Below are 14,650 nucleotides of genomic sequence, written 5' to 3' on the forward strand. Positions count from 1 at the left end.
CGGCCGGGCCACATCACCCGGCGCGCGGCAGCGCGGACCGGCGCCCGGTCCGTGCTCGGCTCCGGTCATCGCGCGGCCGAGATGTCGGTCGCGACGGCGAGATCCACCGAGCCCTGGGCCTTTCCGTCCAAGGCCAGCAGCAGGTCGGCGACGAACTGCAGGACCTGGACATCGCGCACCCGGGCGGCGCCGACGCTGTCCTCCACCCGCGGCAGCGGCACCTGCACGATGCCGGTGGTCGGCCGGTAGCTCGCCGACGGATAGATTCGCTTGAGCCGCAACTGTTTCGAGTCCGGCAACTGCATCGGCGAGATCTTCAGGGCGGTGCCGGTGACGCCGACCTCGGCGAGACCGTACTCGCGGCACAGCAGCCGCAGCCGGGCCACCGAGACCAACCGGCCGACCTCCACCGGCAGCGGCCCGTACCGGTCGACGAGTTCCTCCACCACGGCGGCGAGGGCCGAATCGTCCACGGCCGCAGCGAGTTTGCGGTAGGCCTCCAGGCGCAGCCGGTCGCTGGCGATGTAGTCCGGCGGGATGTGCGCGTCCACCGGCAGATCGATGCGCACCTCCTTCACCTCCTCGTCGGTGGTGATCGGCCGGCCGTCGGCGGCGGCGCGGTACGCCTCCACCGCCTCGCCGACCAGCCGCACGTACAGGTCGAAGCCGACCCCGGCCACATGTCCGGACTGTTCCGCGCCGAGCACGTTACCGGCGCCGCGGATCTCCAGATCCTTCATCGCGACTGCCATACCCGCGCCCAGATCCGAATTCTGCGAGATCGTGGCCAGCCGGTCGTAGGCGGTCTCGGTGAGCGGCTTGTCCGGCGGGTACAGGAAGTACGCGTACCCGCGCTCGCGACTGCGCCCGACGCGCCCGCGCAGCTGGTGCAGCTGCGAAAGGCCGAGGGCGTCGGCGCGTTCCACGATCAGGGTGTTGGCATTCGAGATGTCCAGACCGGTTTCGATGATGGTGGTGCAGACCAGCACGTCGTATTCGCGCTCCCAGAAGCCCTGGACGGTCTTCTCCAGCATGTCCTCGTGCATCTGGCCGTGCGCGACGGCGACCCGCGCCTCCGGCACCAGATCGCGAATCCCCTTGGCGGCCTTGTCGATCGAGTTCACCCGGTTGTGCACGTAGAACACCTGGCCGTCGCGCAGCAGCTCGCGGCGGACGGCGGCGGCGACCTGTTTGTCGTTGAAGGAGCCGACATAGGTGAGCACCGGATGCCGTTCCTCCGGCGGGGTGAGGATGGTCGACATCTCGCGGATGCCGGCCAGGCTCATCTCCAGGGTGCGCGGAATCGGCGTGGCGGACATGGTGAGCACGTCGACGTGGGTGCGCAGCGCCTTGATGTGCTCCTTGTGCTCGACACCGAAGCGCTGCTCCTCGTCGATGATCACCAGGCCCAGATCCTTCCACCGGATCCCGGTCTGCAACAGGCGGTGGGTGCCGACGACGATGTCGACCTCGCCGGTCGTCATGCCGTCCAGCACCACCCGCGAATCGGCCGGATCGGTGAAGCGGGACAGGCCCTTCACGTTGACCGGGAAGCCCGCGGTCCGTTCGGCGAAGGTCTGCAGATGCTGCTGCGCGAGCAGGGTGGTCGGCACCAGCACCGCGACCTGCTTACCGTCCTGAACCGCCTTGAACGCCGCCCGCACCGCGATCTCGGTCTTGCCGTAGCCGACGTCACCGCAGATCACCCGGTCCATCGGGACGGCCCGTTCCATATCGGACTTGACCTCGGCGATGGCGGTGAGCTGGTCGACGGTCTCGGTGAACGCGAAGGCGTCCTCCATCTCCCGCTGCCACGGGGTGTCCGGGCCGAACGCGTGCCCGGGCGCGGCCTGCCGGGCCGCGTACAACTGCACGAGTTCGGTCGCGATCTCACGAACCGCCTTGCGCGCCTTGCGTTTCGTATTCGCCCAGTCGGAGCCGCCGAGTTTGGACAGGCTGGGCATCTCGCCGCCGACATAACGGGACAGCTGATCCAGCGAATCCATCGGCACGAACAACCGGTCGCCCGGCTGACCGCGCTTGCTCGGCGCGTACTCGATGACCAGATACTCCCGGCGCGCGCCGCCGACGGTGCGCTCGATCATCTCGACGAACCGCCCGATGCCGTGCTGATCGTGCACGACCATATCGCCCGCGGACAGCGCGAGCGGATCGACCTGGTTGCGGCGGCGGGCCGGCAGCTTCTTACCCTCGGCGGGTGCGGTGACCCGGTTGCCGGTGAGATCGGATTCGGCGATGACGACCAGGCGCGCGTCGTCGAAGACGATGCCGTCGTGCAGCGAACCGCACAGCACCCCGACCCGCCCGGGTTCGGGTTCCGCACCGGGCGCCAGCGGCGCGGCGGGCACCTCCGCGTCCCCGAGCCGCTCCAGGATGCGCTGCGCGGTGCCGTGCCCGGCCACCACGATGACCGCACGGCCACTGCCACCGGGCGCATCCGCGGCCACATGGGCCCGCAACGACGCGAACACGGTCGCCACCAGCTCCTGCGAGCCGCGCGCGGCGGGCGCGGGCAGCACCGGCAGCACCACCTCGGCCGGGTCGTCGGCGGCCAGCGGACTCAGCGTCCACCACGGCAGTCCCCGCGACTCGGCATCGGCGTGCACGATGTCCAGACCCTGGTAGGCGGAGGCCGCCAGATCGAGCCCGTGCGCCCCCAGCGGCGCGGCCGCGCCGAACGAGGCCGCGGTCCACGACGCCTCCAGGAATTCCTGCCCGGTCCGCACCAGATCCGCGGCACGGGTCCGCACCTTCTCCGGATCACACAGCAGCACATGGGTTTCCGCGGGCAGCACATCGGTCAGCAGCGGCAGCCGGCCCGGCCGCAGCACCGGCAGCAAGGCCTCCATCCCCTCGACCGGGATGCCCTGCGCCAACTTCTCCAGCATCTCGACCAGTGCCGCGTCCGCCGGATTGTCCGCGGCCACCGCCGCGGCCCGCTCCCGCAGCTCGGCGGTCAGCAGCAACTCCCGGCAGGGTTGCGCGACAACACTTTCCACCGGGACCTCGATCAGCGACCGCTGATCGGCCACCGAGAACGCCCGCAGCTCACCGACCTCGTCCCCCAGGAACTCCACGCGCACCGGATGATCCGCGGTGGGCGGGAACAGATCGAGAATGCCGCCGCGCACGGCGAATTCGCCACGCTTACCGACCATGTCGACCCGCTCGTACGCGAATTCGACCAGCCGCTCCAGCAATTCGTCGAAGTCGAATTCGGCGCCGCGCCGCAACACGATCGGCTCGATGTCACCGAGCCCCGCGGCCATCGGCTGCATCAGCGACCGCACCGTGGTCACCACCACCCGCAGCGGCTCCGGGAAGACCGGATCCTCCGGATGCGCCAGCCGCCGCAACACCTGCATCCGCCGCCCGACCGTATCGGCCCCCGGCGACAGCCGCTCGTGCGGCAGCGTCTCCCAGGACGGGAACAACGCCACCCCGTCCCCGAGGATCTCCGACAGTTCGACGGTCAGATCGTCGGCCTCCCGCCCGGTAGCGGTGACCACCACCACCGGCCGCCGCGGCGAGCCGTCCTCCTCGCCCGAAACCCCCGCGATGGCCGTGGCCACGAACGGCCGAATGGCCGAAGGCGCCACCAACTGCACATGCGACCGCCCGATCAGACCCTTGACCTGTTGCAGCGAGGTATCGGCACCGGCCACCACAGCCAGTCCCGCCAACGATGGACGAGGGGTGGGCATCAGCAGACTCCTGGACGCGCGATGAGCGATTCGGACGGCAGAACGAGTCTAGTGCGCACCCAGGACAGCCCCGTCACCGCGCCACTGACGACCCCCCGAACAGGCAAGACGTCTCCCACCGAACCCCACCCGAACAGCCGAAACCACAACCGCCCGGCCCCGGCCCCGGCCACGGCCACGAAATCCCAGATCGAACCCCCACACCGCCCGAGTCGACGGCACCCCCACAACCACCACGTCCCCCAAGCAAGCAACTCCCCCTAGGCCGAACCGGCAGTCCCGACCGTACCGGCGTTCCGGACCCCCAGGGTGCGAGTCTTACGAGCACCGTTCGCGGCCGGCTCGTCGTTCAGCGGCCGATCGCAATGCGACGAAGGAGCAAGCGATCGGCCGCTGAACGACGAGCCTTCAGGGCCGCGAACACGCCGAGCGAAGCGAGGCCAAAAGACACAGCCAAAATTACGGCACGTAGCGGCGGAGGCGGCGGGCTGCGAACTCGCGGAAGTACGCGACCTTCTCGTCGGGGACGATGGACGGCAGCAGGAAGTACCAGACCCGTTCCATCCGCAGGGCCATCTGGTCGATCGACTCGGTACCGACGGCGGTGATGTGCACGCCCGCGGTCATCTCCTGGAGGATCAGGCCGATGGTCTCCGGATCCAGATCCGATTTGAGATCCCCCTGCTGAATCGCTCGCTCCGCCAGCACCCGATGCGTTTCGCCCCAGGTCTTCGCGATGTTCTCCCCCTGCGCGCCCCGGTAGTCGCCGATCTGGTGGGTCAATTTCAGCATCGCGCCGACCATGGGGTCGTTCATGGTGAGATCGGCTACGACATAGGTGATTCCGATGCAGGCCTCGAGCGCGGGCACCCGCGGATCGAAGAAGCCCTGGCAGGCGCTGATCAGCCGTTCGTTGCCCTGGTCGACCACGGCGCGCGCCAGCTCCTCCTTGGAGCCGAAGTGAAAGTACAAGGCGCCCTTGGTCACATTCGACTGCGCGATGATCTCGCTGAGACTCGCGTTGGCATAACCCAGTCGCAGAAAGACATCGGCTGCACCCGCGAGGACGGAATCGCGAGTGATCTCCGCACGCGCTTGCCTAGCCATCAGATCCGCCTGTCATCACAACCAGCCATCCTGAAGTAGACCGACATCCCGAAGTAGACCGACATCACAGCTCGAACAGCACTCGAAGGATGGGTGAACCGTACCACCCGACCGGGCCGCACCAACGGAATCGAGCATTCGGACCAGCCTTTATCGCTAATTATGGGTTAACTGTCCAGTTCCACCCCCCTAACGCCCTCCATCGACGCTCGACACGCCATCTCGGAGGGCGTGTCCCGCGCGGCTCAGTGCGTTGTGCCGCTGGGCCATTCGGAGGCGAGCTGGGGGTCCGCCTCGAGGTGGGTGAGGCCGTTCCAGCACAAATTCACCAGGTGCGCCGCCACCACTTCCTTGGGGGGCTGCCGCTCGTCCAGCCACCATGCGGCCGCCGTCGCGACCATTCCGACCAGTGCCTGTGCGTACAACGTGGCGAGCCCGGTATCGAAGTCGCGGCGGTCGAAGTCGCCGGCCAGGATGTGCGCGACCTGGTTCACCGCTTCGTTCAGCAGACTCGAATAGGTGCCGTCCGCAGCGGAAGTCGGCTGATCGCGCATGAGAATACGGAATCCGTCGGAGCGTTCCTCGATATAGGTCAGCAACGCCAGTGCCACCTGCTCCAGACGCACTCGGGAACGATTGCGCGTGAGTGAGGAGGTGATCATGTTGAGCAGCGTGGACATCTCGCGGTCGACGACGACCGCGTACAGTCCCTCCTTGCCGCCGAAGTGTTCGTACACAACGGGTTTGGACACCTGGGCCCGCTGGGCGATCTCCTCGATGGAGGTGGCGTCGTATCCGCGCTCGGCGAACAGCGCCCGGCCGATCTCGATCAACTGTTGCCGCCGTTGTGTTCCGGTCATGCGCGGACGCGGGGTCCGGCTCACCTCGCCCGAAGTCACCGCTTGCGCCTCCCGCGAAATCGTCCGACTGCACCGACAACTCTTCCAGACATCTCCGGCAGGTACCCCGGCCCCCCGGGGCGGGGGTCTCGTCCACTCCGGTGCCGACCCGCCACACGCTGGTCACGACGGGCACGCCGGACCGTGGCGCCACGCCGAGCAGACCGGCGGGTCATCGACACGTCGACAGCGGTTCGACGTACGGACAACTTCGTGCGAGGATCATTCCCGCATGCCGTGACGCACCGGCAGATCGAGGTCCGCCGGTGCGGTGATCCGCCGTAGTGTAATGGCAGCACCACTGATTTTGGTTCAGTTAGTCCAGGTTCGAGTCCTGGCGGCGGAGCAACACCCGACACAGCCCACCCGCAACGATGACAGGCAGCCGAGGGAGATCCATGCCACAGCAGACCGCCGTCGTCGTTCTCGCCGCCGGTGCCGGCACACGAATGCGGTCCAAAACTCCCAAGGTGTTGCATTCCCTGGCCGGCCGCAGCATGCTCGCGCACGCGTTGCATGCCGCGAGCGAGATCGACCCCGCCCATCTGATCACCGTGGTCGGCCACGACCGGGAACAGGTCGGCGCCGCCGTCCGGGCCGTCGGCACCGAACTCGGCCGCGGCATCACCCAGGCGGTCCAGGAACAGCAACTGGGCACCGGCCACGCGGTGCAGTGCGCGTTCACCTCGTTACCCGCGGATTTCACCGGCGATCTGATCGTGACCTCCGCGGATGTGCCACTGCTGGACGGGGACACGCTCGCCGCACTGCTCACCGAGCACCGCAGTTATCAGGAGCGTTCGGCGGTCACCGTGCTCACCTTCGTGCCCGAGGACGCCAACGGCTACGGCCGGATCGTCCGCGACGCCGACGGCCAGGTGCAGGAGATCGTCGAGCACGCCGACGCCACCCCGGAACAGGCGGCCATCGGCGAGGTCAACTCGGGCGTGTACGTCTTCGACGTCACCGTGCTGCGCACCATGGTCGGCCGCCTGACCACCGCCAACGCGCAGCACGAGCTGTATCTGACCGATGTGCTGAAGCTGGCCCGTGAGGCCGGGCATCCCGTGCACGGCGCGCGACTGCTGGACGCGGCGAAGGTCACCGGGGTCAACGACCGGGTGCAGATGGCCGAGGCCGCTCGCACCCTGAACCGGTACATCCTGGAGCGGCACATGCGCGCCGGGGTCACGGTCGTCGATCCGGCCACCACCTGGGTGGACGCCGAGGTCCGCATCGGCCGCGACGCCGTGCTGCGACCGGGCGTCCAGTTGCTGGGCAACACCGTGATCGGCGAGGACGCGGAGATCGGTCCCGATTCCACCCTCACCGATGTGATCGTCGGCGACGGCGCCAGCGTGGTGCGCACCCACGGGACCGGCGCGGCCGTCGGGCCCGGCGCCACCGTCGGCCCGTTCTCCTATCTACGTCCTGGCACCGTCCTCGGGCAGGCCGGCAAGCTCGGGGCATTCGTCGAGACCAAGAACGCCACGATCGGCGCGCATTCCAAGGTGCCGCACCTGACCTACGTCGGCGACGCCACCATCGGTGAGCACAGCAACATCGGCGCTTCGAGCGTGTTCGTCAACTACGACGGGGTACGCAAACATCACACGACCGTGGGCTCGCACGTCCGAACGGGCAGCGACACCATGTTCGTGGCTCCGGTGACCGTGGGCGACGGGGCCTATTCGGCGGCGGGTACTGTGCTGCGCAGAGATGTTCCCCCGGGCGCGCTGGCCGTGTCGGGCGGGGCACAGCGCAACCTCGAGGGCTGGGTGCAGCGGAGCCGTCCCGGAACCGCGGCAGCAATGGCCGCAGCAAAGGCGCTCGCGGCGAACGACACGGCGAGTCAGGCAACCGAGCAGAAGGATGGCAACACAGAGTGACCGCGTTCTCGACCGATAACCAGAAGAACCTGATGCTGTTCTCGGGTCGCGCTCACCCGGAGCTGGCGGAACAGGTCGCGAAGGAACTCGACGTCCACATCACGCCGCAAACCGCTCGTGACTTCGCCAACGGCGAGATCTTCGTTCGCTTCGAGGAGTCGGTCCGCGGCAGTGACGCGTTCGTCATGCAGAGCTTCCCGGCGCCGCTGAACCAGTGGCTGATGGAACATCTGATCATGATCGACGCGCTCAAGCGCGGTTCGGCCAAGCGCATCACCGCGGTGCTGCCGTTCTACCCCTACGCTCGCCAGGACAAGAAGCACCGCGGCCGGGAGCCCATCTCCGCTCGCCTGGTGGCCGATCTGCTCAAGACGGCCGGCGCCGACCGCATCATCACGGTCGATCTGCACACCGACCAGATCCAGGGCTTCTTCGACGGCCCGGTCGATCACATGCACGCGCTGATCCAGCTCTCCGAATACGTCCGCAACCACTACACCCTCGACCACATCACGGTCGTCTCGCCGGACGCGGGCCGCGTGAAGGTGGCGGAGAAGTGGGCCGATTCGCTCGGCGGCGCCCCGGTGGCCTTCATCCACAAGACCCGCGATCCGCTGGTGCCGAACCAGGTGAAGTCGCACCGCCCGGTCGGCGACGTCGACGGCCGCACCTGCATCCTGATCGACGACATGATCGACACCGGCGGCACCATCGCCGAGGCCGTCCGCGTGCTGCGCGAGGCGGGCGCCGGTGACGTGGTCATCGCCGCCACCCACGGCGTGCTGTCCTCTCCGGCCGCCGAGCGGCTGTCGGCGTGCGGCGCCCGCGAGGTGATCGTGACCAATACGTTGCCGATCACCGAGGACAAGAAGTTCCCGTCGCTGACGGTGCTGTCGATCGCGCCACTGCTGGCCCGCACGATTCGCGAGGTCTTCGAGAACGGCTCGGTCACCGGCCTCTTCAACGGCAACGCTTGACGGTCCCGCCCCCGCGACATCGTTGCGGGGGCGTTGTTTTTTGGCGTTCCGGCGCGGTGCAGGCGTAGCGTGAAACGTATTCGCAGCGGTTTCTGCAGGTCAGCTTGGTACGCCCGAGAGGTGGTGAGTGGCGGTGACGGACCAGCGCGAGGACGACGAGTCCTTGATCGATGAGGTGCTCGACATGGACGACGAGGACGACGAGCAGGATCTCGACGACGATCTGGGTGACGACGATCAGGCCGACGAGGTACGTGCCTACGAGCGGTACATCGTCGATCCGCCGGAGGATCTGGTCATCCGTTATCACGAGAACGACGACGAGGGCCGGCTCGGCATCGATCGCGAACTCGCCGAGGAGTGGACCGCGCGCCGCCATCGGGCCGAGGAGCGTGCCGGCGACGATCGCCCGGCCGAACTGGCCGCGATGGAGGTCGTCGACGAGCCCCGGGACTGAGCGCCCGTGAGCCGTTTCACCGGATTCCCGCTGGCCGGCCTCGATTTCTACGAGGATCTGGAAGCGGACAACTCGAAGTCGTTCTGGACGGCCCACAAGCATGTCTACGACACCGCGGTGCGCGAGCCCATGGCCGCGCTGATCGCGGATCTGGAACCGGATTTCGGTACCGCCAAGATCTTCCGGCCCTATCGCGATGTGCGGTTCGCCAAGGACAAGGTGCCCTACAAGAATCATCAGGGCGCCTTCGTCAGCACCGGGCCGAGCGTCGGCTGGTATGTGCAGCTCGGTGCACCCGGACTGTTCGTCGCCGGCGGCGTGTACGCGACCACCCCCGCCCAGCTGGCCCGGTTGCGCACCACCATCGATGACGAGGTGCGCGGTCCGGAACTGGAGAAGATCCTGGCGAAGGCCGTGAAGTCCGGGTACACGGTCGGCGGCGAGCAGTTGAAGACCCGGCCGAAGGGTTACGAGGCCGACCATCCCCGCATCGATCTGTTGCGCCGCAAGGCGATCACGGTCGGCAAGGAGTTCGGCGCACCCGACTGGCTGGAGACCGCCCGCGCCGCCACCGAGGTTCGCAAGTCCTGGCAGGCGATGCGGCCACTGGTCGAATGGCTCACCGCGGTCGTGGGCATGCACGACTGAGCGGCGCGGCCGGTCCCCGGCTCAGCGGCGTTCGGCCAGGAACAGCGCGAAGCGCCGATCCGGATCGGTCCACACCTGCTCGGTGGCGAAGCCCGCGGCCGCGAGTTCGGCCGACATGCCGTCCACGCGGAACTTCGCCGAGATCTCGGTGCGCAGCTGCTCACCGCGGGTGAATTCCAGCACCAGCTCCAGATCGGTGACCGTGACGGTCAGATCACGGGTCGCCTCCAGGCGCATCTCGATCCATTCGTTCTCCGCGTCCCACAGCGCGACGTGTTCGAACGCCTCCGGATCGAAATCGGCCCGCAGCCGGGAATTCAGCACGTACAGGACGTTGCGGTTGAATTCGGCGGTGACCCCCGCGGCATCGTCGTAGGCGGGCACCAGGATCGACGGATCGATCACCAGACCGGCGCCGAGCAGCAACTGCTCCCCCGGCTCCAGCACCTCGTGCACCCCGGCGAGGAACGCCGCCCGTTCCGCCGGAACCAGATTGCCGATCGTGCCGCCGAGGAAGGCGATCAGCCGGCGGCCGCCGCGCGGCAGGTTGCGCAGCGTATCGGTGAAATCGCTGACCACGCCGTGCACCGCCAGCTCGGGGAACTCGGCGCTGATCTCGTCGGTCGCACCGCGCAGGGCGGCCACCGAAACATCCTGCGGAACATAGGTTTTCAACGGCCCTTCGGCACCGAGCGCCCGGAGCAGCAGCCGGGTCTTGGCGGCGGAACCGGCGCCGAGTTCCACCAGCACCTCCGCGCGCGAGATGCGGGCGATATCGCCGACCACCCGCTCGAGCAGGGCCCGCTCGGTGCGGGTCGGGTAGTACTCGGGCAGTGCGGTGATCGCCTCGAACAGTTCGCTGCCGCGCGCGTCGTAGAACCACTTGGGCGGCAACCATTTCGGATCCGAGGAGAGCCCGCGCCGGGCATCCGACCGCAGGGCGGCGGTGAGGTCGTCGTCGGTCAGGTGGATATCCAGCGTGGGTGCGGTCATGGAGGGACACGCCTTTCGTTCGGGGTCGTGACTGATGTGGTCGCGAAGTATCGGCCCGGTCATCCGGTGGCATCCGGATCCAGCGGGACGACGGACAGGAGGCCGGGCCGCAGCGTGACCAACTGCCGGTCCGGCACCGCCCGCCAGCGTGGATCGTCGTCGTAGGGTTCGGAGGACGCCACCGCGAACTCGTCGGTGACCAGCACCGACAACGAGTGGTGCCGGGTGGTGGCCCAGAGCGTCTCGCCGTCGCCGAGCAGCAGATTCAACCGGGCCGCCGGATCCCGGTCCAGGACCGCGAGCAGCAGCCGCCGCAGGGCCTCCGCCGGATCTGGGCCCTCGGTGCCGCCGGAACCCGCCGCGAGAGCGTCCGGCCGAGTGGATGATTCGCTCCGGCGCCACGCGGTGGTGGTGTCCTCGGACTCAGTCGGTTGCGACAGCCCGGCAGTCGCCGACGCGGATTCGACCGGCATTAGGCTGTTTTCGAGCAGTCCGTGCAGGATCACCCACAGTGCGGCGGAATCCGTGCGGGCCTCGGCCGCCAGCAGTGGGGGAGAACCGAATTCGGCGGCCACCTCGGTGAGCACCCGCTGCCAGTCCGCGATCTTCCCGTTGTGGCTGAAGGCCCAGCGACCGGCGGTGAAGGGTGCGCAGGCGGCGCGCTCGACCGGCATGCCGACCGTCGCCGACCGCACCGCGGCCAGCACCGCCGTCGAATGCAGTTGCGGCAGTACCTCGCTCACGGCCGGATCGGTCCAGATCGGTGCGGCGTTGCGGTAGCGGCTCGCCATCGGCCGACCGGGCGTTGAAGCATCGGCCGGTGGCTCTGGACCTCCCGCATCGGTGGCGGTGTCGCCGGACGTGGTGCCCGGCCCGGAATAACCGGACACCACCGCGCCGAGATGCGGCGACCGCACGGCTCGGTCGGGCCGGCTGCCGGTCGATGTCGCGGAATCCCCGATGTCGCCGGAGTATGTGATCTCCGCCGGTACCCACCAGGCGACGCCGAAGCCGTCGGCGTTGATGGTGCCGCCGCCGCGCATGTCGCGAGGTTGCCAGGACTGGGTGTAGAGGGAGTGCGGGCCACGGGTCAGCAGGGAGCCGACCGCGACCCGGGGGCCGAGGTAGCCGAGGTGACGGCACATCAGCGTTCGTCCGCTCGCAGGTCCCGGGCCAGGCGGAACCCGGCGAAGATCTGGCGGCGGATGGGATGGTCCCAGTTACGGAAGGTGCTGCGGACCGCGACGGGGTCGGCGCCGAACGAGCCGCCGCGCAGGATCCGGTAGTCGCCGCCGAAGAACACCTCGGAGTACTCGCGGTACGGGAAGGCCGCGAAGCCCGGGTAATCGTGGAAACCGGAGGATGTCCACTCCCAGACGTCGCCGATCAGCTGATGCACCCCGAGTGCGGACACCCCGGCCGGATAGGCGCCGACATCGGCCGGTTCCAGGTGGCGCTGGCCGAGATTGGCGCGGGTCTCGTCGGGCGCCTCGTCGCCCCAAGGGTAGCGGCGCGAACGGCCGGTCGCGGGATCGAAGCGGGCTGCCTTCTCCCATTCGGCCTCGGTGGGCAGCCGCTTACCCGCCCAGGTGGCGTACGCCTCGGCCTCGAACCAGCACACGTGCACCACCGGCTGATTCGGCCGGATCGGGGTCATGGCGCCGAAAACCCGCCGCCACCACCGGTTGTCACTGTCGAGCCGCCAGAACTGCGGCGCCTCGAGCCCGGCCTCGCTGCGATGCGCCCAGCCCCGCTCGGACCACAACTCCCGGCGCCGGTAGCCGCCGTCGGCGATGAAGTCCTCGTACTGCGCGTTGGTGATCGGCGCGACGTCGATCGCGAAGCCGGGCACCGATACCGGGTGTGCGGGACGCTCGTTGTCCAGTGCCCAGGGCTCGGTCGAGGTGCCCATCTCGAATTCGCCCGCGGGAACGACCACTTCGCCGGTGAGCGGGGTCAGGGCCACCGGCGGGGGCGGCGCGGACAGCACCGGCTCGCCCGTCCGCAGTTGATGGGTCGCGAGCATGGTCTCGTCGTGCTGCTGTTCGTGCTGCGCGATCATCCCGAACGCGAACCCGTCGCTGATCAGCCGCGAACCCCGTAACGGGCTGTCGGACAGCACATCCCACACCTTGTCCCGCACGGTCGCGACGTAGCCGCGGGCCTCGGCGGGATCCAGCAGCGGTAGCGCCGGCCGATCGGCCCGCGGGTGCCGGAAGGCGTCGTACAGCTGGTCGATATCGGCGCGCACCGGCTGCCGGGAGCCCACATCCCGCACCAGCCACAGCTCTTCCTGGTTGCCGATATGGGCGAGATCCCACACCAGCGGGCTCATCAACCGCGAATGCTGTGCCACGAGATCGGCCTCGTCGACACAGTCGGTCAGGCCCGCGGTGCGTGCCCGCGCCCGGGTCAGTACTTCGGCGATCTCACTCCGCAGCCGCTCGGTCCCGGCCCGGTCGCTCCCCGTGAATCCAACAGTCATGAACGAACTCCGTATCCGTGATGAAGTGAGCACGCGCGCACCCGAATCGGACCGGTGTGGTGACGATGACTCGCCGCCGGTCCGGCAACGCTCATGCCCAACTTCCGGACGGCACCCGGTCGCCGGTGGGGGTGCGGCGGTGGGAACAGCGGCGCGCGGCCGCGTGCAGTCCGGCGCGGGCAACGGGTGCGGTGGCGGTATCGGCGGCCAGGGTCAGCAATTCGACCGCGGCCGTGCGGATCTCCGGATCGGCCAGGCCCACCCGGGCCGACTCCACCCAGCGGTCGGCGGTGGCGGCGGCGAGGCGGATGGCCTCGGCCACGGTCGCGGGATCGGTCATCAGCGCGGTGACCGCGTACACCGGCACCACCCAGTCGTCGCCGGGCTGGGCATCGAGGTAGCGCACCTCGAGGTGGCCGGATGCCCGGACCAGGGGGAACAGCGTGGTGAGGTGGTAGTCGAGATCCTCCCGGCCCGGCCGGCGGCCGATCTCGTCGTCGAGCGCGCCGCACAGCCAGTCGGCGAAGGTGGCGCCGGGCGGTGCGGCCCAATCGCATTCGGCGCTCTCGGCGCCCCGCACACACAGCAGCGGTACGTCCAGGGCCCAGCGGGCGTATTCGGCGGCGGGTTCGGCCCAGTGCGGGCCGGGCGGGCGCACCCGCGTGGTGTCCAGCCGCAGCCAGGCCCGCATCCGTTGCGAGGCCCAGGTGCCCTCCGGCGCGCCGCTCAGGGACGGGGAACAGGCGAATGCGGCCGCCAGCGCGGGGCCGATCGCGTACAGCGCGTTCCAGCGGGCGGCGATCTCGGCCGCGTCGGTGCCGGCGTCGATGCTGACCTGCGCGGCCGCGGTATTGCACATCATCAGTGCGCCGAACGGACCCAACCGGCCGAAAGTGCTCTCCATCGCGGCATAGCGCGGCAGTCGCAGCACCCGCTGCGGTTGCCGCACCGCGTCGGCGGCGACGGCGTACATGCGGACGGAATGGGGTTCGAGAAGTTCCTGCAGCATCCGGGTATCGGCGCGGAGCCGGTCGCAGAGTTCGACCGGGTCGGCGTACGGAGCACTGGACAGTTCGACCTGCCCGCCGGGCTCGACGGTGACGCGACTACCCCCGGGCAAGGGAAGAGCGGGTGATTGTGGAGCGATGGAGGTGGGGGCGTACTGCCCCAGCGCTGTGGCCAGCAGTGCGGGCTGTGGCCTCGGCGCCGACGGATCACCGACCGCGGTGAGCCACTCGAGTTCGGCGCCGACCAGTTGCGGTGGACCCTGTTTGAAACACACCCCGCCCACGTACGCCTCGGCCGCGGCCCGAGACGAGATGTCCGTACCGGTCTCGGCCACCGACCGTATTGCTGTGACTGCCATCGCCAACCTCCGCTCTGTGGCCGCCGAACCGGCGGCAACAGCCCGCCTTCCTGGTACTGCCCTGCTTGGTCGAGCTGTGTCGCGTGTAACGGACCGGAAGGTGA

The 14,650-nt window shown here is 68.9% G+C and carries 11 protein-coding genes, 1 tRNA gene and 1 pseudogene; 5 read left to right on the forward strand and 8 right to left on the reverse strand.

All coding sequences use genetic code 11. The annotated features are described in order from the left end of the window. Nucleotides 1-65: 65 nt before the first annotated feature. The 3 genes from mfd to G361_RS0122815 form a co-directional block, all read right to left on the reverse strand. Nucleotides 66-3,725 (reverse strand): transcription-repair coupling factor, encoded by a 3,660-nt coding sequence (gene mfd, locus G361_RS0122805; protein ID WP_026343386.1) that lies wholly within the window; start codon nucleotides 3,723-3,725, stop codon nucleotides 66-68. A 459-nt stretch (nucleotides 3,726-4,184) separates the two neighbouring features. Continuing rightward, complete coding sequence (locus G361_RS0122810; RefSeq protein WP_026343387.1) at nucleotides 4,185-4,832, reverse strand: TetR/AcrR family transcriptional regulator; 648 nt, start codon at nucleotides 4,830-4,832, stop codon at nucleotides 4,185-4,187. Between the two features lie 245 nt (nucleotides 4,833-5,077). Then, nucleotides 5,078-5,692 carry a TetR/AcrR family transcriptional regulator gene (locus tag G361_RS0122815; RefSeq protein ID WP_019929438.1) on the reverse strand — a complete coding sequence of 205 codons (615 nt, stop codon included), beginning with the start codon at nucleotides 5,690-5,692 and terminating at the stop codon, nucleotides 5,078-5,080. Nucleotides 5,693-6,006: 314 nt separating this feature from the next. On the opposite strand from G361_RS0122815, the gene G361_RS0122820 reads away from it, so the two are divergent. The 5 genes from G361_RS0122820 to G361_RS0122840 all read left to right on the forward strand — a co-directional run bounded on the left by G361_RS0122820 (nucleotide 6,007) and on the right by G361_RS0122840 (nucleotide 9,702). After that, nucleotides 6,007-6,077 (forward strand) — tRNA-Gln (locus tag G361_RS0122820). A 52-nt stretch (nucleotides 6,078-6,129) separates the two neighbouring features. Next, nucleotides 6,130-7,620, forward strand: a complete 1,491-nt coding sequence (gene glmU / locus G361_RS0122825; protein ID WP_019929439.1) for a bifunctional UDP-N-acetylglucosamine diphosphorylase/glucosamine-1-phosphate N-acetyltransferase GlmU — start codon at nucleotides 6,130-6,132, stop codon at nucleotides 7,618-7,620. Then, a complete protein-coding gene (locus G361_RS0122830) occupies nucleotides 7,617-8,597 on the forward strand; it encodes a ribose-phosphate diphosphokinase (protein WP_019929440.1) in 981 nt (326 codons plus the stop codon). The genes glmU and G361_RS0122830 overlap by 4 nt, the downstream gene beginning before the upstream one ends. 127 nt (nucleotides 8,598-8,724) lie before the next feature. Next, entirely contained in the window at nucleotides 8,725-9,054 is a 330-nt protein-coding gene (locus G361_RS0122835; protein ID WP_019929441.1) for a hypothetical protein, read from the forward strand. 6 nt (nucleotides 9,055-9,060) lie between these two features. After that, nucleotides 9,061-9,702, forward strand: a complete 642-nt coding sequence (locus G361_RS0122840) for a DUF2461 domain-containing protein (protein ID WP_019929442.1) — start codon at nucleotides 9,061-9,063, stop codon at nucleotides 9,700-9,702. 21 nt (nucleotides 9,703-9,723) lie between these two features. On the opposite strand, the gene egtD is transcribed toward G361_RS0122840, so the two are convergent. The 5 genes and pseudogenes from egtD to egtA all read right to left on the reverse strand — a co-directional run bounded on the left by egtD (nucleotide 9,724) and on the right by egtA (nucleotide 14,546). Further along, nucleotides 9,724-10,695, reverse strand: a complete 972-nt coding sequence (gene egtD, locus G361_RS0122845; RefSeq protein ID WP_019929443.1) for an L-histidine N(alpha)-methyltransferase — start codon at nucleotides 10,693-10,695, stop codon at nucleotides 9,724-9,726. Between the two features lie 59 nt (nucleotides 10,696-10,754). Beyond that, nucleotides 10,755-11,612, reverse strand: a complete 858-nt coding sequence (locus G361_RS0122850; protein ID WP_369797918.1) for an ergothioneine biosynthesis protein EgtC — start codon at nucleotides 11,610-11,612, stop codon at nucleotides 10,755-10,757. A 75-nt stretch (nucleotides 11,613-11,687) separates the two neighbouring features. Then, nucleotides 11,688-11,840, reverse strand: a pseudogene (locus tag G361_RS51870) (ergothioneine biosynthesis protein EgtC); the annotation flags it as partial. Beyond that, nucleotides 11,840-13,180 (reverse strand): ergothioneine biosynthesis protein EgtB, encoded by a 1,341-nt coding sequence (gene egtB / locus G361_RS0122855; protein ID WP_019929445.1) that lies wholly within the window; start codon nucleotides 13,178-13,180, stop codon nucleotides 11,840-11,842. The pseudogene G361_RS51870 and the gene egtB, both read right to left, overlap by 1 nt. A gap of 91 nt (nucleotides 13,181-13,271) precedes the next feature. Next, entirely contained in the window at nucleotides 13,272-14,546 is a 1,275-nt protein-coding gene (gene egtA / locus G361_RS0122860) for an ergothioneine biosynthesis glutamate--cysteine ligase EgtA (protein WP_026343388.1), read from the reverse strand. Between the last annotated feature and the right edge of the window lie 104 nt (nucleotides 14,547-14,650).

Source organism: Nocardia sp. BMG111209 (assembly GCF_000381925.1).
Taxonomy (GTDB): domain Bacteria; phylum Actinomycetota; class Actinomycetes; order Mycobacteriales; family Mycobacteriaceae; genus Nocardia.